Source organism: Flammeovirga yaeyamensis, from assembly GCF_018736045.1.
Taxonomy (GTDB): domain Bacteria; phylum Bacteroidota; class Bacteroidia; order Cytophagales; family Flammeovirgaceae; genus Flammeovirga; species Flammeovirga yaeyamensis.
Map to the genome: position 1 here is coordinate 3,764,067 of NZ_CP076132.1, position 25,858 is coordinate 3,789,924.

Annotated in this window: 22 protein-coding genes; 10 read left to right on the forward strand and 12 right to left on the reverse strand. The window is 33.9% G+C overall.

What is annotated here, in order from left to right; all coding sequences use genetic code 11:
- Positions 1 to 6: 6 nt before the first annotated feature.
- Positions 7 to 480 (reverse strand): hypothetical protein, encoded by a 474-nt coding sequence (locus KMW28_RS14800; RefSeq protein ID WP_205958210.1) that lies wholly within the window; start codon positions 478 to 480, stop codon positions 7 to 9.
- A gap of 224 nt (positions 481 to 704) precedes the next feature.
- On the opposite strand from KMW28_RS14800, the gene KMW28_RS14805 reads away from it, so the two are divergent.
- Entirely contained in the window at positions 705 to 1,526 is an 822-nt protein-coding gene (locus tag KMW28_RS14805) for a murein L,D-transpeptidase catalytic domain family protein (protein WP_169665233.1), read from the forward strand.
- 429 nt (positions 1,527 to 1,955) lie between these two features.
- Here KMW28_RS14805 and KMW28_RS14810 read toward each other — a convergent pair whose 3' ends face one another.
- Positions 1,956 to 3,881, reverse strand: a complete 1,926-nt coding sequence (locus KMW28_RS14810) for a tetratricopeptide repeat protein (RefSeq protein ID WP_169665234.1) — start codon at positions 3,879 to 3,881, stop codon at positions 1,956 to 1,958.
- A gap of 470 nt (positions 3,882 to 4,351) precedes the next feature.
- On the reverse strand, positions 4,352 to 4,843 hold the full coding sequence (locus tag KMW28_RS14815; RefSeq protein ID WP_169665235.1) for a hypothetical protein: 492 nt from the start codon (positions 4,841 to 4,843) through the stop codon (positions 4,352 to 4,354).
- 142 nt (positions 4,844 to 4,985) lie between these two features.
- Here KMW28_RS14815 and KMW28_RS14820 point away from each other — a divergent pair, with 142 nt between their 5' ends.
- Both KMW28_RS14820 and KMW28_RS14825 read left to right on the forward strand, forming a co-directional pair.
- Positions 4,986 to 5,366, forward strand: coding sequence for a group III truncated hemoglobin (locus KMW28_RS14820; RefSeq protein WP_066205319.1), 381 nt, complete (start codon positions 4,986 to 4,988; stop codon positions 5,364 to 5,366).
- A 97-nt stretch (positions 5,367 to 5,463) separates the two neighbouring features.
- Positions 5,464 to 6,117 (forward strand): SanA/YdcF family protein, encoded by a 654-nt coding sequence (locus tag KMW28_RS14825; protein ID WP_169665236.1) that lies wholly within the window; start codon positions 5,464 to 5,466, stop codon positions 6,115 to 6,117.
- A 123-nt stretch (positions 6,118 to 6,240) separates the two neighbouring features.
- On the opposite strand, the gene KMW28_RS14830 is transcribed toward KMW28_RS14825, so the two are convergent.
- Complete coding sequence (locus KMW28_RS14830; RefSeq protein WP_066205310.1) at positions 6,241 to 6,951, reverse strand: NUDIX hydrolase; 711 nt, start codon at positions 6,949 to 6,951, stop codon at positions 6,241 to 6,243.
- A 270-nt stretch (positions 6,952 to 7,221) separates the two neighbouring features.
- Here KMW28_RS14830 and KMW28_RS14835 point away from each other — a divergent pair, with 270 nt between their 5' ends.
- On the forward strand, positions 7,222 to 11,472 hold the full coding sequence (locus KMW28_RS14835) for a CHAT domain-containing protein (protein ID WP_169665237.1): 4,251 nt from the start codon (positions 7,222 to 7,224) through the stop codon (positions 11,470 to 11,472).
- Positions 11,473 to 11,745: 273 nt separating this feature from the next.
- A complete protein-coding gene (locus KMW28_RS14840) occupies positions 11,746 to 12,984 on the forward strand; it encodes an aminotransferase class I/II-fold pyridoxal phosphate-dependent enzyme (RefSeq protein ID WP_169665238.1) in 1,239 nt (412 codons plus the stop codon).
- A 374-nt stretch (positions 12,985 to 13,358) separates the two neighbouring features.
- On the opposite strand, the gene KMW28_RS14845 is transcribed toward KMW28_RS14840, so the two are convergent.
- Positions 13,359 to 13,955 carry an NAD(P)H-dependent oxidoreductase gene (locus tag KMW28_RS14845; RefSeq protein ID WP_169665239.1) on the reverse strand — a complete coding sequence of 199 codons (597 nt, stop codon included), beginning with the start codon at positions 13,953 to 13,955 and terminating at the stop codon, positions 13,359 to 13,361.
- 165 nt (positions 13,956 to 14,120) lie between these two features.
- Between KMW28_RS14845 and KMW28_RS14850 the strand changes: the two genes are divergently transcribed.
- Together KMW28_RS14850 and KMW28_RS14855 are read left to right on the forward strand one after the other, a co-directional pair.
- On the forward strand, positions 14,121 to 16,376 hold the full coding sequence (locus KMW28_RS14850; protein ID WP_169665240.1) for a transglycosylase domain-containing protein: 2,256 nt from the start codon (positions 14,121 to 14,123) through the stop codon (positions 16,374 to 16,376).
- 54 nt (positions 16,377 to 16,430) lie between these two features.
- The gene (locus tag KMW28_RS14855) at positions 16,431 to 17,225 is read left to right on the forward strand and encodes an inositol monophosphatase family protein (protein WP_169665241.1); all 795 of its coding nucleotides are present in this window, start codon (positions 16,431 to 16,433) and stop codon (positions 17,223 to 17,225) included.
- Positions 17,226 to 17,229: 4 nt separating this feature from the next.
- Here KMW28_RS14855 and KMW28_RS14860 read toward each other — a convergent pair whose 3' ends face one another.
- From KMW28_RS14860 to KMW28_RS14880, 5 genes are all read right to left on the reverse strand, one after another.
- A complete protein-coding gene (locus tag KMW28_RS14860) occupies positions 17,230 to 17,688 on the reverse strand; it encodes a hypothetical protein (RefSeq protein WP_169665242.1) in 459 nt (152 codons plus the stop codon).
- Between the two features lie 196 nt (positions 17,689 to 17,884).
- On the reverse strand, positions 17,885 to 19,759 hold the full coding sequence (locus tag KMW28_RS14865) for a glycoside hydrolase family 13 protein (RefSeq protein WP_066205287.1): 1,875 nt from the start codon (positions 19,757 to 19,759) through the stop codon (positions 17,885 to 17,887).
- 200 nt (positions 19,760 to 19,959) lie between these two features.
- Complete coding sequence (locus KMW28_RS14870) at positions 19,960 to 20,190, reverse strand: hypothetical protein (protein WP_066205285.1); 231 nt, start codon at positions 20,188 to 20,190, stop codon at positions 19,960 to 19,962.
- A gap of 2 nt (positions 20,191 to 20,192) precedes the next feature.
- Positions 20,193 to 21,155: a YheT family hydrolase gene (locus tag KMW28_RS14875; protein ID WP_169665243.1), complete on the reverse strand. Its 963-nt coding sequence runs from the start codon at positions 21,153 to 21,155 to the stop codon at positions 20,193 to 20,195.
- A gap of 17 nt (positions 21,156 to 21,172) precedes the next feature.
- Positions 21,173 to 21,655, reverse strand: a complete 483-nt coding sequence (locus KMW28_RS14880; protein ID WP_169665244.1) for a GNAT family N-acetyltransferase — start codon at positions 21,653 to 21,655, stop codon at positions 21,173 to 21,175.
- A 155-nt stretch (positions 21,656 to 21,810) separates the two neighbouring features.
- Here KMW28_RS14880 and KMW28_RS14885 point away from each other — a divergent pair, with 155 nt between their 5' ends.
- The 3 genes from KMW28_RS14885 (at position 21,811) to KMW28_RS14895 (ending at position 23,397) form a co-directional block, all read left to right on the forward strand.
- Positions 21,811 to 22,260: a hypothetical protein gene (locus KMW28_RS14885; RefSeq protein ID WP_169665245.1), complete on the forward strand. Its 450-nt coding sequence runs from the start codon at positions 21,811 to 21,813 to the stop codon at positions 22,258 to 22,260.
- Between the two features lie 131 nt (positions 22,261 to 22,391).
- Positions 22,392 to 22,835, forward strand: coding sequence for a hypothetical protein (locus KMW28_RS14890; RefSeq protein WP_169665246.1), 444 nt, complete (start codon positions 22,392 to 22,394; stop codon positions 22,833 to 22,835).
- Positions 22,836 to 22,950: 115 nt separating this feature from the next.
- Positions 22,951 to 23,397, forward strand: coding sequence for a hypothetical protein (locus KMW28_RS14895; protein ID WP_169665247.1), 447 nt, complete (start codon positions 22,951 to 22,953; stop codon positions 23,395 to 23,397).
- Positions 23,398 to 23,399: 2 nt separating this feature from the next.
- On the opposite strand, the gene KMW28_RS14900 is transcribed toward KMW28_RS14895, so the two are convergent.
- Complete coding sequence (locus KMW28_RS14900; protein WP_066205263.1) at positions 23,400 to 23,747, reverse strand: TfoX/Sxy family protein; 348 nt, start codon at positions 23,745 to 23,747, stop codon at positions 23,400 to 23,402.
- A 441-nt stretch (positions 23,748 to 24,188) separates the two neighbouring features.
- Complete coding sequence (gene asnS / locus KMW28_RS14905; protein WP_169665248.1) at positions 24,189 to 25,619, reverse strand: asparagine--tRNA ligase; 1,431 nt, start codon at positions 25,617 to 25,619, stop codon at positions 24,189 to 24,191.
- Positions 25,620 to 25,858 lie beyond the last annotated feature (239 nt).

A 25,858-nucleotide genomic window follows, 5' to 3' on the forward strand; every position in this document is an offset into this window, starting at 1 on the left:
TTCTAATTAATTATTTGGAGATACTTCTGTTTCGGTTAAAAACCCAAAATATTCACCAAAGTAAAAGATAGCTATATTCATTATGATCCCCCAAAATACGGCACTCATAAACATATAAGTGATGATTTTTCTCTTTTTTTCTCCAAAAGATAAAGCGATGAGCATACCTATGGGCGGACCAAATAAAATTGGAGTAAAAAATGCCACTCCTTTCATTCCATAATTTTGCCAAATACGAACAATCATACGGTTTCTCTTAGTAAATAGCTTTTTTGATTTACCTCTATTTAACCATAAAAGTAGTTTTTTTCTGGCCTCAGTACCTGCATAAGTAAGTGAAACTACTGTAATCATCATTCCTACAATGGTAAGAATAGTGGTTTCTACAATAGTTAAACCAGCTCCGTAGCCTACAATAGGACCAAAAAGGAACTTTAAAGCACTTGTAATTAAAGTTGATATGTATCTGGTTAAATCCAAGGTATAAATAGTTTACAAAGAAAAAACAAAAGTTACATAGTATAAGATTCTTGTCATAATAAAATTACCATCATTACTTTAAGGAAGTAAATTCTGTCATGACCTTAGGTCTTTAAACTGTTAAATATATGTATATGATAATCAGTTATTAACATAAATCAATAATAATACTAATAACATTTTGTACATTTACGATATAACTAAAAGAAAAAACGATTTAACAAATGGACTTCAGTTTCAAATCATTAATCATAGTGATCACGCTGCTATGCATTAATTTTACTAACACAACTGCTACTGATAGAGTCAAAGAAGCTCACGTTGGTGAGACCACCAATGAATTAATTCTTTCGTTATATCAAAAGGCGAAGTTACAAGATTATGGTTTATCTTTTCAAGCTTTTGCAAAAGGATTAACAGGATATTTAAATCTTTTAAATAAAGGAGAAATAAAAAACACCCGAATTCTAAGTATTGTCGATTTCTCACAGCCTTCCACAAACAAACGTTTATACATTATAGATATCAAAAGAGGAGTTTTATTAATGAACACTCTAGTGGCTCACGGAAGAAATTCAGGAACTTTATATGCTGATAACTTCAGCAACATTTTGAACTCTAAACAATCGAGCTGTGGTTTTTTTAAAGCATCAGAAACCTATTTTGGTAAGTATGGCCTATCTCTAAAGTTAGATGGATTACAAAAAAACATCAACAACAAAGCTAGAGAAAGAGCTATTGTTATCCACCCTGCCAAATATGTATCGGAAACTTTCGTACAACAAAATGGTTACCTCGGACGTAGTTTCGGGTGCCCTGCCCTATCCTATAAAGATCACAAACAAGTAATCAATACTATTAAAGGTGGATCTGTGTTTTTTATCTATTCCAACAAAAATACTTCATCTGATGACAAACTTGACGAAATTCCTAACAACGCTTTAGAGCTACTTTCGAATTATACTTCTTCGACTCCTTCGATGATGGAAAGGGATATTCCTTCGCCGAAACATGAAGTGAGGGGGGAATTAAAAATGAAAAGTTAAAAGTGAAAAACGTGAAATGTTAGATGGTTCGTGGGGGTAGTAAGTACGGGTTTAAATAAGATTTTTTTGATGACTAGAGCATGTTTCCAAACTTGTGCCCACGTAATGTAGAGGGAGCGTAAATTCAGCAACTCTTAGTTCCTCACTTCTAATTCCTAACTTCTTTATCCTAATTTATAAATCGAGGTCGGGAGACCTCTAACGTCTTTAGGCACAAATGTCGCTACGCTTAACATTTGCGCCAGTTTTGCCCCTATTAGTTATTACTTATTCCCTATTACCTTAAATAACATCCGCAGAATGAAAATTCTAGGTTTTCGCAAAACCGCTTAGTTTCTTAGTTCCTTAGTTCCTTAATTCTTTGTTGTATAAAAAAACGAGACAGATTTCTCCATCTCGTTGATAATATTTTAAAAATAATAAACTTCTTTATTTTAGCGATGTAACAGAAAGCCCATCATTTACCACAAACCCAAGTTCTGTCGCTTTCTCCAAATCCTTCTGTGCTTTTTCTTCTTTGCCTAATTTAGAGAATGTCAAAGATCTGAAATATACCAAACGTTTATCCTCTGGATTTAATTTGATAGCCGAGTTAAGGCATTTTAATGCTTTCTTATAGTTCTTCTGATTGTAAGCCACAATACCTTTTACACCGATTAGTTCTGGTGTATCTTTTTGAAGCTTTTCAATCTCTATGATTTTTTGTTGTGCTTTTGCGTTATTCCCCATCACTGCATAGTTGAAACCTAATAACAAGTGAGCAGAAGAATAGTTAGGATATTTATTGATGGCTTTTTCAAGTACATCATTTGATTTGATCAACATCCCTTTTTCCATATAGGCTACGCTTTTACCGTAAAGGTCTACATATTTTGATTTACCGATATTGTCTAACTTTTGGAAATCATGCAAAGCTTCATCGTATTGATTATTCTTAATGAATGCCCATGCTCTTTGATGTAGTACGTATGAAAAGTCAGGATACAAAGCTAGTGCCTTTGAGTAATCCTTCATTCCTTTATTAAATTCTCCTTTCGCCATATATACATCTCCACGGTATGAATATACTTTAGCAGTGTTTGAAGATAGCATAATGGATTGATTTAAGTCGGTTAACGCTAAATCAAAATCTTTCAACAAGAAGTTAACATACCCTCTTTGCTGTAATGCATACCCATATTTAGGTGATAATGCAATGGCTTTTGAGAATGCCTCTTGTGATTCTTTGTATTCTTTCTTGGCTAAATGTGCATTACCTAAAATCGTGTATAAGTAAGCCTCATTTGGATTGATTTCTTTGGCTTTTTCGAGAGTAGCTATACAGTCATCTAATTCTCTGATAGCAAGATTAGATTTTGCTTTCTCTAGTAAAGCTGAATAATAGTTAGGAGTATAAATCAATGCTGAATCAAAGTCTGAAATTGCAGATACATATCTTTTTTGATACGCATGCAATAATCCTCTTTGATAAAAAGCATAACTATATTTAGGAGCTAATTTAACGGCTTTATCAAAATCTTTTTCTGCTTGATGTAGCTTACCTGTTTTTATATTCAACTCTCCTCTTCTACAATGAGCATAAGCATAATTCGGTTGAATTTGGATAGCCCTATTGTAAGCAAAATAGGCATCTTCATAATTTAAGGCATGCACAAAAGTATCTCCTTGTAAGCTTAATAATTTGATATTATCTGGATTTACAATCAATCCTTTATCAATCACTACAATTGCTGAATCAAAACTGTTTTGTTGTACATAGATTTCAGCTAAGTGGGTATAAGCATCAATTAATCCTACCTCAAATAATGTTGCTTTTGAAAAATCTTGTTTGGCTTCCTCAATTTTACCCATACGGAATTCTACCAACGCTCTTCTGTGATAGTACATTCCTACATTTGGCTCTAATTTTAAAACTGTATCAAAATCTGCTAAACTTTTAGGCATGTTGCCAATATTGGAATAGGCCTCTGCTCTAAAAACATAAGCATTGATGTAATTTTCATCTAAATCAATAGCTGCTGAGAAATTATTAATTGCATCGGCATTTTTACCTTTGGCTAGGTCGATGTATCCTTTTAAATAATAACCTGCCGGATGCACCGCATTTAGAGATAATGCTTGATCTACATCTTCACTTGCTTTATCATATTCCCCTTTTGAAATATATAATTTCGCTCTCTCTAAGTAGGCGATATCGTTCATTAAATTGAAATCGATCTCTTTACTAAAAGATGCTATTGCTTTATCTATTTCTCCATTTTGAGATTGTTGCATTGCATCTCCCATCCAATTTTGGGAAAAGGCAACTTGACTTATTAAAAGTAGGGTGGTAAGATATAGAAATAATAATTTCATACAGTTTTGTTTTGAGGTAGGTTATACATTAGTATTAACCCTGTTAGTCGTCTATTCGATGAACTCGTTAATGTTTATTACAATATATTTAACTTACTTTAATTAGGGAAAAGAAAGTTGACGAGTAACTAATTGATCGAGTAAACTACATATTATTTTATTTATTCGTTATTCAGTACAAATTACAATATAGTATTTTTTGGGGAAGATGAGAAGCTTGTATAAGGTTTGGGTGGGTTTAGAATAAAAAGTAGACTGAAGTGATTATTATTATTGGTATTGATTTTCTTTTTGAGCTCTATTAAACAAAAGTTAGTTCTAATAATCAAACCATTCATCTACCATAAATGTGATTGATAAAGCTTCTCTTCATCTTCTGAAAAATCATCTTAATGTTCATTTAATTATCTAGTATTTCTTCCACTTTTTTTATTTTATATAGGTTTAATTTTTAAATCAGTTGAGAACAATTATAAAACAGTTTTAATATTAATATTTTTCATATTAAGAATGCTTTGAAATTCATCATAGTTTAATTTATTTGATCTAATCACCTTTATTTCATTATCATATTTTTTAATTGAATCTGGTAATTCATAGTATTCCATTAATTCAATATCCCATAAACCTACATCACTATATTCATAACTAACTCCTATTGTAGTTTTTATTGTTTCATTTTGATTAAAATAAAAATAATCTATCTCTCTTGAAAGAATACCATAATCACTTTGAATTTGCTTGAACCCATGATAATTTCCAGAATTTATTTCGATAGTATCATTATTAGTCCATTTTTGTGAATTCCAACTAAATTTTCCTTTACACTCCCAATCATTTGGTATAACTGGCACGCCTAATTCTTCCCTTTTTGAATTATAACTTAACCCATAATCTGGTTTTAGATAATAAAAAAATAAAACCGTTAATAGTATTTTTATTACATTTTTGAATGTTTTCATTATTAATCAAATAACGTAATTGAACAATCATAAAACATTGGTGCAGCATTTTAACAGCATCATTTTTTGAATTTCTTAATGATCTTTCAAAACCTAAATATATACATTTATCACTACCTTTACCCAACATCCAATAGTTATCATGAAAAAAGAAATCGAAAATAGAGAGGACATTATAGTATTGGTCAATAGCTTTTACGACAAAGTGAGACAGCACCCTACTTTAGGTCCTTTTTTTAATGAAGAAATCAAAATTAATTGGGATACTCATCTACCTATTATGTACGACTTTTGGGAAAGTAATCTTTTCTCTGTAAATAAATACAAGGGAAACCCCGTAGTAACTCATCAAAGTGTGGATAAGGTAAGTCCGATTGAACAAAAACATTTTGGACATTGGCTGCAGCTTTGGTTCAATACCTTGGATGAACATTTTGAAGGTCAAAATGCAGACACATTAAAGTCGAGAGCAAGAAATATGTCCCATATGTTATTTATGAAAATCTTTCAGGGAAGAATGTAAATCTTGGAATAATTTTAACGAATTGTTCTTCCAACGACATTTTTAAGATAGGTAACTTTGTCAATTCTAATTTTATCTTTAAACTCGTATTGAAATTATGAGAATTAAAGTAAAGACGTACATAAAAACTAGCATTGTCCTTGGCATACTTTCATTTTTTCTTACCCTATACATCAATAGCTATGTAAGTGAGAAAAGTAGTCCGTATATCTTGGAACACGACAACATGACGGTTTCTTGTAAAACTGGGTTACTCCTAGGTACAAGTAACTATCTTAGAAGTGGGGCACCAAACCCTTATTTTACGAACAGAATTGATGCTGCTACTAAACTACTTAAAGAACACGATATTGAATTTGTTATTGTAAGTGGTGATAATAATACCAACGATTATAACGAACCAAAAAAAATGTATCAGGCCTTAGTGAAACAAGGTGTGAATAAAAAAAATATTGTCTTAGACTATGCTGGGTTTAGAACATTAGATTCAGTCATAAGAGCAAAAGAGGTATTTGGTCAAGATCGATTTATTATCATCTCCCAAAAGTTTCATATTGAAAGAGCCATCTTTATTGCAAGATATCATGGCATTGAAGCCTATGGCTATGCTGCGGAAGATGTTCCCTTCGAAAAGGGATATTGGGTAAAATATCGTGAAGTACTCGCTCGAGTAAAAATGATGCTTGATCTCTATGTACTAAAGACCTCTCCTAAGTTTTTAGGGAAGGAAGAAAAAGTGGGGGAAGAATAATCTAAGATGTTCCGTGAGGACGTTTTGGTAAACCTCCGTACATATGAACTTTCTCCAAAACTTCAGAAAATACGCTCATATAAAAAATAGCCATCATTAAAATGATGGCTATTTTTATATTCTCTATGAACCAAATGCCATAGATTTTAATTCGAAGTTAAATCCTTGTGAGATCAACTCGTCGTATTTACCTTCTTCGAAAACATAATAGTAGGCCCCTTTCTTGGACACACCTTTTTGTTTTTCGTCTAATTTTTTAAGTAACCCAGTAGCTAAAATTTTCTTTCTGAAGTTACGCTTATCGAATTGCTTTTGGTGAATAGCTTCGTAAAGCGATTGTAATTCAGGTAAAGTAAACTTCTCTGGTAATAATTCGAAACCGATAGGTTGGTATCTCGACTTTCTTCTCAATTTACCCCATGACATTTGAATCATTGTTTCATGATCAAACATTAATTTTGGTAAAGCTGTAATCGGGAACCATTGTGCTTGGTTTCTTTCAAGAATTTCTTCGTCTTGGCTATCAACTTTAATCAATGCGTAATACACTAATGAAATTACACGTGCCACAGGGTCACGGTCTACTTCACCAAATGTACTTAATTGATCCATATAGATTCTATCTAAACCTGTCTGCTTTTTTAAGACACGTTCTGCAGCGTAATCTAAAGATTCTCCATAATGAAGGAAACCTGTTGCTAGACCCCAAGCACCTTTGAAAGGTTCTACTTTTCTTCTAGTCAAGAGGACTTTTAATTCTCCATCTTCGTATCCAAAAATTACACAATCTATAGCTAAGAGTGGTTTATATGCACTGTTATAATATTCGTTCATATCTTGTATGTATCTTCTACTGTAATCAGTCTATTAATCAGATATTAAGTTTCGTAGTATCAAATTATGGTGTAAAGTTGGTATTTACAACCCATCTATGATAGTATTAAATGTAAATATATAATTTTATTACAAATTTATATTATAAAGGTGTCTTAATCAATTCAAATAGTAATAACATTCAGAATATGTTAATTTTTATTTACATTTGTATCTAATTCTCTATATTTATACCTCAAAATCTAAAATACTCAAGCTTCTAGATCTACTATGATGAAGATTTACACTACTTTTCTTCTTTGCTGTCTATTCTTTATTTTAACTGCTACACCGTCTAAAGCAGATCGCGTGAACGATAAAATCGACAATCTTTTAAAGATTAGTCAGAAATATGCAGACGATGGTGAATATAAAAAGGCCTTAGAATGGAACGATAAGGCGATAGAAATTGCCAAAAAACGAGACTCTGCGTTAATCGATTTATTGTATTACCGTGCAAAGTATCAATTAGTACTTTCTAATCTACAAGAATTTGAAGAAACAACTGCTGCATTTTTAGAAATCTCTAAAAAACGAAAAAATGCTTCTTTTGGCTATGCCTATAATTTACTACGTGCCTCTTCTTTATATTTAGAATATAGTGATGTAGTAACAGCACAAGGTATGTATCAAAAAGCCATCGAAATACTTGATAATGATCCTAAGTTAATAAAATTAGCAGAGAGAGGTAAAGATGACGATCTACTGAGGGCTAAAGTCAAAACCGAGCTATATTTATCATTAGGTTATTACGATAGTGCTCAAACTTCTTTAACTCACTATCAGTTGACTGCCGAAGAATTTTATAAAAGTAGCGGTCAAACTATTTATCAATCAAGATCGAATAAACACCAAGACGTTAAATTCTCGAGTAGAGAGAAGAAACGTCTAAAAAGAGAATATGCTTTTTCTAAAACATTAGAAGGAAAGCTTTATCGCTTAATTGGCGATTACAATATGGCCGATAGTGTGCTTCTATCTACTGAAACTTGGATTGAAACCAATATCCGTAAAGACGATGAAAGCTATATCAGTAACTTTCATGAACGTACTTTAAATATAATCGAAAGTAAAATCGACCCTATCCTTCCTAAAAAGATGTTAGAAAAAAACATCTATAGAGCGGAAAGAGTGTTAGGAATCAGTCATCAGTTGTACTTTAAGATTCAAGAAGATTTAGTAGACTATTACGCTTGGCAACGTTTTCATTTTAAAGGTGAAAAAACGCAATGGGATTTTGATACCAACACTTCATTATACTTTGGTAAAAACAGTATTCAGCAAGCTTGTTCCAATCGTTTAGCTGCAAAGGACGATTATTTGAGAGGAAATTTTGAGCGTGCTGGAAAAATACTAGAAGAAGTTTTCAACGAAGGTCAACTTCCTAAAAATCATAAAGAATACATCTTGGCAAATCAGTTACTTTATAAAGTAGCTTTAGCTTTAGAAGAGGAAGAAGTTGCTCAGAAAGCTTTGGACAATTATGTATTACACACAGAAAAGAATTACGGTAAAGAGTCACTTGCTTATCACATTGCAAAAGTTGATGAAGCGACCTATTTGACCATGCATTCTGATAAATTTGAAAAAGCAGACGAACTTTTCACTGAACACCTTCCAGTAATAAAGGAGCGTTTGAGTCCTCATCATTACAAAAGATTACAAGCGGAAAAAGAAAGAGCTAATTATTATGCTTTAATGGGCGATACTCAAAAAGCGGCTGAGTTAAGTGCTTCAATCAAAAAAGCTTATGCCGATTATTACGGTACCGACCATTTAGAATACATTAATGGCCTTCAAGGTACAGCTGCTTTTGCAATTGATTTGGGTGAATATGCAGATGCTGATGCTCAGATTACTGAAATGTTGAATTTATATGATAGTCATACTTACCGTAAAGGCACTCAAAACGTTGTTCATGCTACAGCTTTAGAAACAGCGGCAAGATTTCAGGTACTTACCGGGCAATATGATATCGCTTCCCAGAACTTGAGTAAAGCCAATCGTTTATCAAAGAATTCTCCCGATAAAGTGGCTTCATCTTCTTTCGATGACACTCAGGCTCAGATTTACCTAAAGAAAGAATACTTCTCTAATGCAGAGAGAATCATCAATAAATCAATTGAACATAGAACAGCAAGATTTGGTGATCACAGCCGTTTGCTCATAGTTCCATACACTCAGTTGGCCCGACTCTCCTACCTTAAAGGTGATTACATAAAAGCGGATTCGATTGCCCAAAGTGCACACGAAATCAGTATTGAAATCTTTGGAGAGGATACCAAGCAAGACATAGAACCACTTGAGGTGAAAGCAGAAATTGCCATTGCTATGGGTAACTATGAATTGGCGCAAGAGTACACTCAAAAGAAATTAGAGATTACCAAAAAGGTCTATGGCGAACGTCACACTGAAGTGGCAAAAGGCTACACTAACCTAGCTTTAATTGGTCTATACATGGGCTACCCTGCCGAAGAGGTAATGCACCTCTTTAAAGATGCAGTGAACATTGTAGCCATTCAACTAGGAAAAGACAACCCGGTATTTGCTATTACCTTAAAGAACTTGGCTTTAGCAAAAATTGAGGTGGGCGAATATGCAGAAGCTGAAGATCTACTAAAAGAAGCCAATAAGATTTGGATCGATAAATTAAAAACAGAAAACAATACAAATACTGCCGAAATCACTTTACTATTAGGTGATTTAGAAATGAAACGTGAGTTTTATGGACAAGCAGAAGATCATTATAATTTATCTCAAAAGATTTACAGTAAGATCTTTACTAAAGATCATCCACTTTATGTAAAATCTACATTAAAGAGATCTCAAGCTTATTATGCGGCAGGTTCTTATAACAAAGCCTTAAAATATGCGAGTATTGCACTTGATCAGAATGAAATTTTCATCAGAGAATATTTCCCTACTTTAAGTGCTAAAGAGAAGGCTAAATATTGGAAATCGATTCAAAACGATTACAACTATTTTTACTCTCTAACAAACACTTATCAGAAGAAGAAACTTTATGGTAAGATGTACGACTATGCACTTCAAACTAAACCTTTGTTGTTAAGTAGCTCGGTAAAAATCCGTACTCAAATTCAAAATAGTGGTGATTCAACCCTCATTAAAGACTTTGAAAATTGGGTAGAGAAAAAAGAGTTGTTGACGAAGGTGTTTGCCATGTCTATCGAACAACGTTTAGAAGAGGGAATCAATATTAAAAACCTCGAAAAAGAAATTAATGTCCTTGAAAAGGAATTAAGTGCTCGCTCAAGTGTATTTAACAATAGAATTTCAGAACGTATTTCGTGGAAGGATATTCAGAAAAACCTTGCAGATGGTGAAGCAGCTGTAGAGATTGTCCGATTTAGAAACTTCACGAATGTATTTACCGATTCGGTAATGTATGCGGCACTTATTCTTACTCCGAAAACAAAAACGGCTCCTGTCTTTAAAATCATCCCTAATGGCAATATGATAGAAACGGAGGGCTTAGGTTACTATAAAACCAACTTAATTTTTGGTTTCCCAGATGAGGAATCTTATGCTGCATTCTGGAAACCAATTAATGAGGTTGTGGGTGATGGTACTAAAGTGTATTTCTCTTCTGATGGGGTATATAATCAAATAAACTTAGAGTCTATTCCTGTTAACCTTGATAAAGGAACCTACATCATCGACCAAAACAATATTGTACTTACAAGTTCTACGGCTGAAATTCTTTCAGAACAAGAAGATAAAAAAGACAATATGAATGTTTCGTTGTTTGGTAACCCTGTTTTCTACAAAGACCTAACACCTGATCAATATAATCAGTATACTGTTCGTCCGATTACACAGCTTCCTGGTACTTATAAGGAAGTAAAAGCATTGGATAAACTGTTATCATCTGAGGATCATACAAACGATCAAGTATTCTTAAATAAAGACGCAACAGAGACAGCTGTAAAGGGATTAACATCACCTAGAGTGTTCCATATTGCCACTCACGGTTTCTTCTTGGATGACTTGGAAAGTAATAACACAAAATCGCTTTTCAATACGCAACAAGACATCAACCCTTTATTAAGATCGGGTCTATTACTTACCAATGCAGGTGATCTAATGGATACTGATAATGTGTATGCTTTCAACAAAGAAGAAGGTGTATTAACTGCCTACGAAGCAATGAACCTTAATTTCGATGAAACTGAATTGGTCGTATTATCTGCCTGTGAAACAGGTAAAGGTGATAATAAAGTAGGTGAAGGTGTTTATGGTCTTCAAAGAGCCTTTTTAGTAGCGGGTGCTGACAATATTATCATGAGTTTGTTCGAAGTATCTGATGAAGCCACTCAGAAATTAATGATAAGCTTCTATCACCTTTGGCTAAAAGAAGGACATAACAAAAGAGATGCATTTGCTCTTGCCAAAAAACAACTAAGAGAAGAATACCCTGAACCAAAATATTGGGGTGCCTTTATTATGATTGGTAAGATCTAAAGATAAACAATAATACTTCTAAAGGCTATTATTGACTAACTGCTAGAGGCCGTCGCTTAATTGTGGCGGTCTTTTTTTGATCTTATGTTGTTATAAAACAAACTGAATTTATCAATTTCGTTACTATCAACTACTTACTTTAAATATCTTATAAATTATTGATCAAATAATTTAAATATTAAAAAATATCCTCTAAGTTTGAATAGTTTTTTAGAAGTAGACTTTACATACATCTAAACACAGTTTTAGAAGATTAATAAATCATCCTAGACAATGGCTTCACTAACAAAAAAAGAATTACAGAAAAAGTACGAAGAGTACAAAGCACAAGGACTAGCCTTAGACATGACAAGAGGTAAGCCGGGTGTTGAACAATTAGACCTATCGTTACCAATGTTAGACTTGGTAACATCGAAAGATTACAAAACTGTAGCGGGTGCTGATACGCGTAACTACGGTGGTCTTGATGGTATTCCAGAAATGAAAGAAATCTTTAAAGATTTCTTAGAAGTTTCTTCTACTGATGAAGTAATTGTTGGAGGTAACTCTTCTTTAACTTTAATGCATGATACAATTTCTCATGCAGTTACTCACGGTTTCCCAGAAAGTAAAAAACCTTGGGGTGAGCAAAAGGTAAAATTCCTTTGTCCTTCTCCTGGTTACGATCGTCACTTCTCTATCTGTGAGCACTTCGGAATTGAAATGGTTACTGTTCCAATGACATCAAAAGGTCCGGACATGGACGTTGTGGAGAAATTGGTAGCAGAAGATAAATCGATTAAAGGTATTTGGGTTGTTCCAAAATACTCTAACCCTACGGGTATCACTTGTTCTAAGAAAACTGTAAAACGTTTGGCGACAATGAAAACGGCGGCAAAAGACTTCCGTATCATGTACGATAATGCTTATACTGTTCACCACTTATCGAAAGAACAAGACGAATTAGCAAACATCTTAGAGTTAGCCAAAGAAGCAGGTACTGAGAATAGAGTTTTGATCTTCGGTTCATTCTCTAAAATCTCATTTGCTGGTGCAGGTGTTGCTGCTATGGGTGCTGCCAAAGTAAATATCGACTGGATGAAAGGTCATTTATCGATGTCTACAATTGGTCCTGATAAATTAAACCAAATCAGACACACTCGTTTCTTCAAGGATATGAAAGGTGTTGAAAAACACATGAAGAAGCACGCTAAGATTATTGCTCCGAAATTCGAAGCAGTAATCGAAATCTTAGAAAAAGAGCTAGGTGATAAAGGTATCGCTACTTGGACAAATCCAAACGGTGGTTACTTCATCTCATTAGATGTTCCAAAAGGATGTGCAAAAGAAGTAGTACGTTTAGCTGCTGAAGCTGGCGTGAAGTTAACTGCTGCAGGTGCAACGTTCCCATACAAAAACGATCCTAAAGACGAAAATATCAGAATTGCTCCAACTCTTCCTTCAATGGGCGAGATCAAATTAGCAACAAGAGTTCTAGCTGTATGTGTACAGTTGGCTGCTGCTAAGAAGTAATTCTAATTGATATAGAATAAAAGGCTGTACCAAAACAGGTTGAATCTGTTTTGGTACAGCCTTTAAGTTTATGTAGGGTTACTTTACTTATTCTTAGTATTGTATCTCCCTTATATCTCGAGGGGTTGTCACCCCTCGTTGGGGAAGATGAGTATACAGATAGAACTATGAAGAAAATGATATTTTATACGATAGAAATGTGATCGGTAAAATCGAGGGGTTACACCACCTCTCTCGTTACAACTTAGATTTACTAACTTAATTCCTTAGTTCCTTAGTTAAAAAACGAGCGTAAATTCAGCAACTCCTAATTCCTAGTTCCTAAATCCTCACTTTAATTCCCAAATTTCTCCCTATTAGTTATTACTTATTACCTACCCCAGCTTTCCAAAATAGCTATCCAAAAGTTCTTTATATTCCGCCAAGTTCTCCTCAATATGCGGATCTTTCATCACATCATAAAAGTGGTAAGAGAATGCACCGCTAATTCCGATAAACTGATTCATTTTATGAAAACCAAACATTGGGCCTGCATCTACAGATTGTTCTTCGAAGAACTCATTTTTTAAGGTAAATGCTTCTTCTGGAGCATTCCATGATGTCGTCAAAATGTATTCTTTTCCTTTTAGTAATCCACCTGTTCCATAATTTAATTTTGGATCAACACGGTGTCTCCCATCACTATTGTAAATTTTTCCTTCACCATTTGTGAGGATTTCATCCAAGTACTTTTTAAAAGCGAATGGAATAGAGAACCACCATATTGGAGTATGGTAAATGATTACATCCGCCCAAACGAATTTTTCTACTTCCTCTTGGATATCATAGCCTAGATCTATATTCGTCACCTTCACTTCTGTGTTTGGGTGATTCTTTAAATAGTCTTCGGAAAACTGTGTAATATGGATATTGAGGGATCCTTTAGAGTGCATAAACTTTTGGGATCCGTTGATTACTAAAACTTTTTTCATGAGATATAATTTGATATTCTTTCAATAAGATTACCGAAAAAAATGTACAAATGTTCTCTATTCTCTTAAGATTTAGTAAGTATTCACAAAGTGTACGCTTATCATTTTTTTATTACCTTTGTTGCTGTTCCCCAACAAAATCTAAATAACAAACAACGATTCGATATGAATCCTATTAATCATTACTTTCAAATCATACTTTCATTCTCAAAGAAACATTGGAAGCTTCTACTCGTCTCTTTTTTAGGGTTGATGGGTATTGGTATTCTTTTACTTACACTGTTTTTAGGAGGATATTTTGGCCCTACTTATTCGGATGAAGAAATCTTAAGTTTCCAGAATGATGAAGCTTCTGAAGTTTTTTCTGAAGATAGAGTATTGTTAGGAAAATATTTTTCAGAAAATAGAACAAATGCACAGTTCGAAGACCTCCCAGATTATTTGATACAGGCCCTTGTAGCCACAGAAGATGCTCGTTATTTCGAACACGAAGGTGTCGATTCTCGAAGCGTTTTAAGAGTGATGGTGAAAAGTGTCTTGTTAGGCGATAAAAGTAGTGGAGGTGGCAGTACGATAACCCAACAATTGGCCAAAAATATGTTTGGCCGTAAAGACTACGGTATTTTCTCTATGCTCATTAATAAATCTGGAGAAATTAAAACGGCCCAACAATTAGAGCGACTCTATTCTAAAAACGAAATATTAGCCCTTTACCTTAATACTATTCCTTTTGGAGAAAGTATCTATGGTATTGAAACGGCTTCACAACGTTTCTTCAATAAAAAAGTAAACGATTTGAGAATTGAAGAGGCGGCTGTTCTTATTGGGATGTTGAAGGCCAATACCTATTACAACCCCAGAAAATATCCTGAACATGCTTTGGAAAGACGTAATGTCGTTTTACATCAAATGATGAAATACGACTACATTACAAAATCACAATACGACTCATTAAGTAAACTCCCCATATCACTTGATTATGCCAATAAAGAAAATAATGGGATTGCTGACTACTTTTTATCAAGAGTAAAAATTAAGGCTCAATCTATTATCACGGAGTACAATCAGAAAAATGGAACACACTATGATATTGAGGCGGATGGATTAAAAATTCATACCACATTAAATTCCCAGCTTCAAAAATACGCTATCGAAGCAGTTGAACGTCAATTAAAAGAAAAGCAAGAAGCCTTACTTCAGCAGTATAAAATGCAGAAATATAAAACGGAGCTCCAGCAGATTATTGACAGAAAATTCAATCAACTAAATGTTGAGAATACGGTAAGTAAGCAGGAATATTTTACTTGGGAAGGAAATAAAGTCGATGATCTCTCGGTAAAAGATAGTATTAGAAATGAGTTGCTATTATTGCATGCTGGATATTTGGCGATACATCCTCAAAATGGAGAAGTGAAAGCCTATGTTGGTGGTATAGATTTCCAATCTCATCCATATGATCAAGTAATGGCGAAACGACAATTGGCTTCTACCTTTAAACCTATTTTATATGCTGTAGGACTTGAAAATGGATATTATCCTTGTAAATACATCAAAAATGAATTAGATGAAAATGAGGAAGGATGGAAGCCTAGTAACTATAGTAAGACTTCGGGAGGAATGTACAGTATGGCAGCTGCTTTAGCTAAATCATTAAACATTCCAACGGTAAGAATCTATAATAAAGTTCCATTTGATGATCTCAAAGAACTATGGGACAACCTTCAATTCGAAGAAGAAATAAAAGATTTCCCTTCTACTGCATTGGGTACCACAGATGCAAGTATTTGGGAACTATCCGAAGCATATGCCTCTTTTGCTAATGGCGGTTTTTATGTACAACCAAGCATGATTACTGAAATTATAGCGGCTGATGGCACGGTCTTATATACAGCTCCAAAAGTACCTTACTCACATCGAGTAATGCAAGAAAGTACGGCTATACAAATGACGGCCATGTTGCAAAAAGTAATGAACGAAGGTACGGGAGTAGGAATGAGAAGTAGATATGGTGTCACTTTACCATTAGCGGGTAAAACAGGTACTTCACAAAACTATGGAGATGCTTGGTTTGCTACCTACAATCCTAATTTAGTGATTATATCAAGAGTTGGTGCCTCGACCAATCAAATCCATTTTTCTTCTGGAAGAAATGGATCCGGTAGTGCATTGGCATTACCTATCACCGCTTATAGCTTGCAAAAAGTACAGAAGGATCGTCAGTTAAAACATTGGTTTATTCCATTTGATGCTACCCCTTCTTATTTATCAAATGCTATGAATTGTGAAGATTACAAAGAAGGAACTGACGTTGAGATGTTCTTTAAAAATATCTTCAAACCTAAATCCAAAGAAGAAAAACAAAAACGAAAGGAATTAAGAAAGGAAAAAAGGCAAAAAAGAAAGGAAAAACGAGGGATTTGATTAATATTACTATTCGAAATAAGCACACGCTCATAACCTTATAAAATGAACAAAATGGATTTTAAAGATCTGACCCATAAAGTGGTAAAACTAACAGAAACTGTAGGAGAATTTATTGCTATCGAAAGACAAAACTTCGATAGTTCTAAAATAGAATACAAAGGCCTTAACGATTTGGTATCTTATGTAGATAAAACTGCAGAGAAAAAACTTGTCGAAGGATTGACTACCCTTTTACCAGAAGCTGGTTTTATTGGTGAAGAAGGTACTAATAAACCTTCACAGAATGGTTTAACTTGGATTATCGATCCTTTAGATGGTACAACCAACTTTATTCATGGTGTGCCTATTTTCTCTATCAGTATCGCCTTAGTTTCTGAAAACGACTATTGTTTAGGCGTTGTTAGAGAAGTGAATCTAAACGAATGTTTTTATGCCTGGAAAGATGGTGGTGCATTTATGAATGGTGCCCCTATTCACGTTTCTAAGCAAACTAATTTGAAATCCGGCTTAATAGCAACTGGATTTCCTTATTACGATTTCAAAAAAATGCCTCAGTACATCAATATTTTAAAAGGTATGATGGAAGGGTCTCATGGTTTACGTAGAATGGGGTCTGCAGCTGTAGACTTAGCCTATGTTGCTTGTGGTCGTTTCGAAGGTTTTTTCGAGTACAACCTTAATCCTTGGGATGTAGCTGGAGGGGGAATTATTGTAAAAGAAGCTGGTGGAGTAGTCTCTACTTTTAGCAACAACGATAGTTACATAGAAGACAGAGAAATTATTGCTGCTGCTCCTTCTATCCATAAAGAAATGCAATCGATTATATACAAAAAGTGGAATAGTTAATTAACTATTCCACATTGGTAGAATCTAATTCATCTAGATACCCGTCTGTATATAACAAATATGTATCTGCATTCGAAGTTTCATCTTCAAATAATGTTTTGAACTCTAGTAAATATAATGTTGCACTGTCAAGATCGTTAAACTCTAAATCTCTACTAAGTACATTATCTTGAATTGTCAATTCATTGTATGGAACCGACGTTTGCTCTACAATTTGTGAAGTAGAATCGTTTATCAATAGATAATTCAAAGTGTAAGACGATCTCTTATCTCTATTCCATCCCAATATTTTCACTCTCACTGCTAATTGTGAAGCTGAATCTTGTACTCCCAAGACCTCAATATCATGAAAAACGTTTTCAATCGGGTCGTTAATTAGTACGTCATCTTCATCATTAAGCGGTACACAAGCACTGAAGATAAAAACGAATGAAATAGCGAATAAAATGATGTTTCTATTCATTACGCTTATGTTTGTTGCCTTTGTTTTAAAGACAATTGTAATTGCACTATGAACAACAAAAGTATGACTTTTTTGTTATATTTTTTCAAATTATTTTTTGATGTTAACGATTAGAATCAATTACACCTTCATATAATTGAAAAGATCCACTTTAAATAAATAAAGTGGATCTTTATATTTATGTCTAACTGTTTGATTATTCAACCACTAACATAGTACCTGAATTAGCAGGAACTGTAATTGTACCCGATGTTAAATCGAATGTTTTACCAGTTACAACATCAGTTGCTTTTTTCGCTCCTTCTAGTACCTCTTGATAATGATCTAAATCTACTGTTGTTTCTTCAGTATTCTTGTTAAAGATGGACATTACTTTTGTATCATCATCATATCTAAACATCACATACACCTCGTTTAATGGAGAGAAGTGAGTTAATTTACCATCTTGTAAAGCTGTAGTTTTTGTTCTAAAGTTGGTTAACTTTTTCACTAAATCCATAGCTTCTTTTTGCTGATCAGTTAAGCCTTTGCCCTCAAAAACATTGACTTTGTCGCCTGCCCAACCACCTGGCATGTCTTCTCTAATTAAACCATGGTCGCCGGCAGGATCGTTGTTACCCATCACTAATTCAGTACCATAGTAAATTTGAGGAATACCTCTAACAGTGTAGATATATACTAAACCTGTTTTAAAGTAATCGAAGTTATGGTTTACCTGATCCCAGAAACGTGGTGTATCATGGTTATCAGGGAATGTAACTAAGTTGAATGGATCTGGATACAAGAAATCGTTCGCCAACATCTCATACACTTCGTTGAATGCTTGTTGGTATGGTGCTTTTTCTTTGTTCAAAGAATTCACTAATGATTCTTGAATCGGGAAGTCCATCATAGAAGGGCTATTCGATACGTAACCGTTTTGGTTTACTTTACCTTTTTGCCATCTTGATACTAAAGCAGGATTCGAAGTCCACTCTTCACCTACGATGTTAAAGTTTGGATATTCAGCCATGATCGCACCTGACCAATCTGACATAAAATCAGCATCTGGGTAAGGGTAAGTATCTTGACGAATACCACCTAGATCAGCATATTCTACCCACCAAATTGAGTTTTGAATCAAATAAGTAGCTAACAACTCATTTCTTTGGTTTAAATCAGGCATCGTACCTACAAACCAACCATCTGCATGTCTTCTTTTATCAGATTCTGTTGCATAAGGATCTGCTAAAGTAGCTCTTTGATGTGAAGTCACTGGCTTTTCTTCTAGATCTTGGTAGTTATACCAATCTTTTGTTGGCAAATCGTTTGTCCACCAGTGATTTAAACCACAGTGATTCTCGATTTGGTCCATGATAATTTTGATACCTCTCTTTTTCGCCTCAGCTACAAGAGTTACATACAATTCGTTAGAACCATATCTTGGATCAATTTTATAGTAGTCGGTAGTTGAATAACCATGGTAAGAATAACTTTCCATGTTATTTTCTAATAATGGGTTAATCCACAATGCTGTGAATCCTAAATCTTGGATATAATCTAAATGATTAATGATACCTTGAATATCACCACCATGACGACCACCTTTATTTGAACGATCAACACCTTCTAACATACCTTCAACAGTATCGTTAGATTCGTCGCCATTTACAAAACGGTCTGGTGTGATAAGGTACATTGCATCTTTGTTGCTGAAACCTTCTCTTTCTGCAGAACCTTCTCTACGTTGTTTTAACTCATACTCGTAAGTGAAAACCACTTTGCCTTTTGAATTTTTAAACTGAACAGGGAATTTACCTGGCTCAACATCTTTATCTAAAGTAAGATTTAGGAAAAGGTAATTCGGATTATCAACTTTAATTACTTGATCTAGTAATACACCCTCATAAGAAAGGCTAACATCCAAATCAGAAATGTCATTTCCATGAACAAGTAGTTGTAATTTAGGGTTGACCATTCCTGCCCACCAAAAGGCTGGTTCTACTCTATCGATAGAAGTTTTTGTCTTAGCGGAAACTACATTAGTAAGCAATAGTAGTGTTCCTAAAATGATTGTAAGTGTTTTTCTCATTGTGGTAAGTAATAACTCTTTATATAAGAATATGAATTGTGTAATTCGTTTACACAAACATGATTTATTAGACGTAGAAACGCAACTTTTGTTGGCCATCAAAAGGTCAACATAAGCTATTACGAAGTAAACATAGAAAGAAAAAACACGCTTATTTTAGCTTTTAGAGGGTTTTTGGGGTAAACATTCAAGTTACAAGCTTAAATTGCTTTTTGTGCTTCCATTTCTTTTTTCTTCTTGGCAGCTTCTATTTTTTCGTTCATTTCTTTCTTCAATTTAATCATATATTTATTTTTTAAATAGGCTCCGTAAACAAAAAATAAAAATGACACGCCAAGACCTGAATATCTAATCAGTTCATTATCTTTAAAAACAATCCAAGATGTAACAGCAGTTATGATGCCTAGAATAGTGAATAAAAATCCAATCATTATTAATTCTTTAAATGTTCTCTCAAGAATTCATCAACACGTGATAAGTACCATCGTTTATCATTAAATGAGGTTAGAAACCCAACATGACCTCCATATTTTGGTGTTTCTAAAAATAAACATTCATTCCTTGCAGCTTTTTCATACGGATAACACTCTTCAGACAAAAAAGGATCGTCTTTGGCATTTAATAGTAATGTGGGAATAGAAATATCCTGAAGATATTGTTCTGAACTACATTGTGTCCAGTAATCTTCGGCATCTTTAAACCCATGTGCCGGACCGGTGTAAAGGCTGTCAAATTCTACAAATGTTTTTGCTTTACTTATTTTATCAATTAATTCCTGACTCTTATTATATTTTTCTAACTTAGGTATAACTTTTCCCTTCAAAGATACTAGAAAGTCTTGAAGATAAACCATATTCTTTGATTTCTGTAACACTTTTGCTGCACTATTCAGTTGAACAGGAACAGATATCCCCACTACAGCCCTAATTTTTGTAGAAAGTTGATCTGCAGATCGTCCAACATGTAGTAAAGTGATATTTCCCCCCAGGCTTACTCCCAATAAGATGATATGATCATATTTTTCATCAAGATGTTGAATTAGAGCATTTAAATCTTTTGTGTGACCACTATGATAAGAGGAATACAAGCGATTTGGAGTCCCACTACAACTCCTATGATTCATGGCCCAAACATCAAATTGATTTTCAAAATGATTGGCCATTTCTAAAATATAGGTCGATTGTGCGGAGCCTTCTAAACCATGCATCAACACAATAGCAGTAGTATGACCACCCAAAACAGTGTCCACATCATAAAAATCTCCATCCACAGACTCAAAACGTTTTCTTACATAAGAAGCCTCTTTTTGTGGACGAATTCTATTGGCAAAAATGGTATTTACATGCTTATTTCTATATAAAAACGGTGGATGATATTCTGAGTTAATATTGGGCATTATGAGATCGATTTAAATTATAAAGTTTTCAACATCCATATTTGACATGCATGATGATTTGTATTTCCTAAAGGTTTGTCTAGGGTTTCGAACCCCATTTTTTGATATAAATTGACTCCGCCAACCAATTGAGGCATTGTTTCTAAATAGCACGCATCGTATTTCTTTTGTTTTGCGAATTCTAAACAAGCTTGCATTAAGGCTTTTCCAATACCTTTCCCTCTTGTTTCTTTTGAAAGGTAAATTTTTTGAAGTTCACAAACATTGGTATCGTTTCCTTCAATTTTTCCAATTCCTGAACCACCTACCACTTTCCCTTCATATTCGGCAACGAAATATTCTATATCATCAATGTTACTATAAAACTCAGATAGCTTACTTAAGTTTTTATCATAATAAGCTGTACCGGGCAGATTTGCCTTGTGTTCTTCCAATGAAGTTTTGATAATCTGTTCAATAATAGGGTTGTCTTCACTTCGAATAGGTCGAATGTTTAACATCTTTATTTATGCTTTTGAATTGATGATTTGAATGTGGAAAAGTAAGATACAAAGATAAATAAATTTAATAACTCTTAATACGGGTAGGGTAACTAACCTTTTTGATAGTATTAGAAATGATTATCAGCTACTTATATCATCTAAACAATAATACTATGAAAAATATAATTGCGTTAATTTTCGGTTTAATATTCTTCTCATTTAATATTTATGGCTCCAATGCCATTGATGGTCATCATCCTAAACATAAGAAAAGTGAATATGACCATTTAGCAACTCCTCCAAAAGTAAAAACTGCTCCATTCATTAAGGGTGTGGCTGCAGAACCTACTTTAGAAATATATAAAGATTCAAAACATCATTTAATGTTAGTAGAGAAAACATCTGACCATATATTATTTGATGGACTTATTGAGGGTAAAGACTTCGTTAGGGTATTCAATGATACAAGAGATCACACTAAAAATATGATCATATGGAGAATAAAACATTATGATCATAAATCCAGAAAAATCACCTGGAAAAAATATACATACAAAAGAGTTGAAAATGTAGGTTGGAGACCTGTTGATAACGAAACCACTACAGTAAAAGCATTTAACTAGCATCCAAATTATATTAAAACCTTAAAAGATCGACGAATACGTTGATCTTTTTTTATGTTAATTTGTTTGAATTCAAACATCTTTAGATATCATGTAGCCGTTAACTTGTTTAAATCCAAACATTTATATCTATGAAAAACCTAATTTTAATACTATCCCTATTGTTCGTTTCATCTTTCACGTTTGCAGATCATGAAGAAGAAGGCGAGAAGAAAAAGAAAAGTGAAAAATACGATCATATGAACACTGCTCCTAAAATCAAAACGGCTCCATTTATTCAAGGTCTAGCTAACGAAACTACCTTGGAGCTATTCAAAGAAGGCAGAAAACACATGATGATTATCGACACTGAAAAGGAACATATTCTTTTCGATGGGTTAAAAGAAGAAACCGACTTTGTTCGTATTTATACAGATGAAACCGATAGTCGCGACTGTTTAATTATCTGGAGAAAAATAGATACTGATAAAAAAACGGGAGAAATTTCTTGGAAAAAATTCACTTATAAAGAGTTTGAAGACATTGGTTGGAGACCTGTAGATAACGCTACTACACAGGTGAAATCATATAAATAAGATATTTACTGTATTGGCTTTAATAAGGGCTTTTGGATTTTTTTCATCCGATAGCCCTTTTTTTGGTGACATTTTTATTTCGTCGATATAAGTAAGTGAACAATATCAATATACTATGAAAAAGTACACTTTAATATCGCTTATCTTTCTATTAATAATTAATAGTATCGCCTTTGCAGAAGGAGGAGAAGATGGTAAAAATAAAAGATCAGAAAATTATGATCATATGAATACCGCTCCAAAAATTAAAACGGCTCCACATATCCAAGGTGTGGCAGCAAATGGTACTTTAGAAATTTTTCATGATGGTAAGCATCATCAAATGATTATTGATAAAGAAACTGATAATATCTTATTCGATCATTTAGATCAAAAAACAGATTATGTTAGAATCTATACCGATAAAACAGATGGAAACAAATGTTTATTGATCTGGAGAATAAAGAAAGTGAATAAAGAAACTGGCAAAATTACATGGAAACAATTTTCCTATAAGCATTTTGAAGATATCGGATGGAGACCTGTAGATAACAGAACAACTGCAGTAAAATCTTTCGAATAGCATTATCCATACAATTTGATATTGTATTCTAGTGCTTTTTCTAACCAATATTCTAGTTGTTCATCCATATCAAATCCATCAGGAATAATATATATAAACCCTTTCATTGGTCGACCTGTAAAGTCCATTGGAAGGGTTTCTTCTTTTTCTATCTCCAAAACATATTGATCCTCCCCTATTTTAGCCATCAACAAACTATCTCCATACTTTTTATCAATATGAATCCCACAACACATTTTATTATTCACCATAAAAACCAACCCTCCCATCATTTTCTTAGGGAAGTACTCTACGTTTTGTTGTTGGAACCATCGATCGATGCGTTCACCTAAATATTCGTCGTATGCCATGATTTAAGGTTTAAGTAATAACTAATAAGGAATAGGTAATGTAGAGATCTGTGTTGGGAAAAGCAACTATGTTAAGGGAAGAGGGAAGAAGTAAGGGGGAAAGGAGGTTAAAACTAAGGAACTAAGGAACTAAGGAACTAAGGAAGGTAGTTTTTAGAAAACACTGAGACAAATGTTTAGAGACTCGACATTTGTGCTTAAATATATTTGGTATCTCCCGATCTCGTTTTAGGTTGTAGGTAGTAGGTTCGGAATTTACACTCCTCTTTTTGAGTTTTTCAACAAACCCTTATTACACCCATTACACGAACTATTTAACATTTCACGTTTTTCACTCTTCACTTTTAATTTTTCACTAAAAAAATCATTCCCCATTTCCCAATAAAACAAAAAAGCCGCTGATTATCGCTAATCAACGGCTTTATCAAAAATGATTTTTTTTTAAAATTCCGCACTTTTCGGAGCACGTGGGAATGGAATTACGTCTCTGATGTTAGACATACCTGAAACGAATAATACGATTCTTTCGAAACCTAAACCAAAACCTGAGTGAGGTGCTGTTCCGAATTTACGTAATTCTAAGTACCACCAAAGTTCTTCTTGAGGCACTCCCATTTCTTCCATTCTAGTTTGAAGTTTCTCTAGTGAGTCCTCTCTTTGTGAACCACCGATGATTTCTCCAATACCAGGGAAAAGAACGTCCATTGCTCTTACTGTTTTTCCATCATCGTTTTGCTTCATGTAGAACGATTTGATGTCTTTAGGGTAATCAGTAAGGATGACTGGCTTTTTGAATTCTTTTTCAACAAGGTAACGTTCGTGTTCCGATTGTAAATCGATTCCCCAATCTACAGGATATTTGAATTTACCTTTCTTGAATGGTTTTGAACGCTTCAATACTTCGATTGCCTCAGTATAAGTCAAACGCTCAAAGTTATTTTCTGATACAAATTTCAAACGCTCAACAAGACCTAGTTCTGATCTTTCGTTTTGAGGTTTTGATTTTTGTTCTTGTGCATATCTTTGATCAAGGAAAGCCAAATCGTCTGGACATTGTTCCATAGCGAAGTCGATCAAATATTTGATCATTTCTTCTGCTAGGTCCATGTTGTCGTCCAAATCATAGAAGGCCATCTCTGGCTCGATCATCCAGAATTCTGCTAAGTGACGAGTAGTGTTAGAGTTTTCAGCTCTAAATGTTGGTCCGAAAGTATATACTTCGCCCATTGACATTGCCCCTACTTCAGCCTCTAGCTGTCCAGATACAGAAAGGTTCACCGCTTTTCCGAAGAAATCTTCTTTGTAATCGATTTCTCCATCTTCAGTTAGTGGAGGGTTTTTAAGATCAAGGTTAGTTACCTTAAACATCTCACCTGCACCTTCTGCATCAGAACCTGTAACGATTGGAGTGTGCATATAGATAAATCCTTTCTCGTTAAAGAATTTATGGATACCATATGCTAAAGCGTTACGTACTCTGTAAACAGCACTCATAGTTTGAGTTCTTGGACGCAAGTGTGCTTTTTCTCTCAAGAATTCTAATGAGTGTCTTTTTGGTTGTAATGGATATTCATCTGGATCTGCATCTCCAAGAATTTCCAATGAATCTACAGTGATTTCGATTCTTTGACCTTTACCTTGAGATTCAACCACTGTACCGTCAATACTTACGGCAGCACTAGTCGTTAATCTTTTTAGTAAATCTTCGTCAGTATTTTCAAAATCTACCACTGCTTGCAAATTATTGATAGTAGAACCATCATTCAATGCGATGAAACGATTGCTTCTAAATGTTCTTACCCATCCTTTTACATTAACTTTGGCACCGATCTCTCCGGTTGCCAGCAAGTCTTTAATCTTTGTTCTTTTCACTTGCGTGGTAGTTTAAATTGTTCTAAAAAAAAGACAATACGGAATTGTCATAAAAATGAGCACAAATATATAAAGATTAAGCAAGTTTTGTAGTCGTTTCTAAAGGATTTAATACAAAGAGGCTAATTTCTTTTCATATGTTATAAATAGTCGATTTAAATAAGGGGGTATTTTCATCGATTAACAAAGCTTAATACTATTTTCTACGACTTTCAATGTCTATTCACAAACTTATAGTG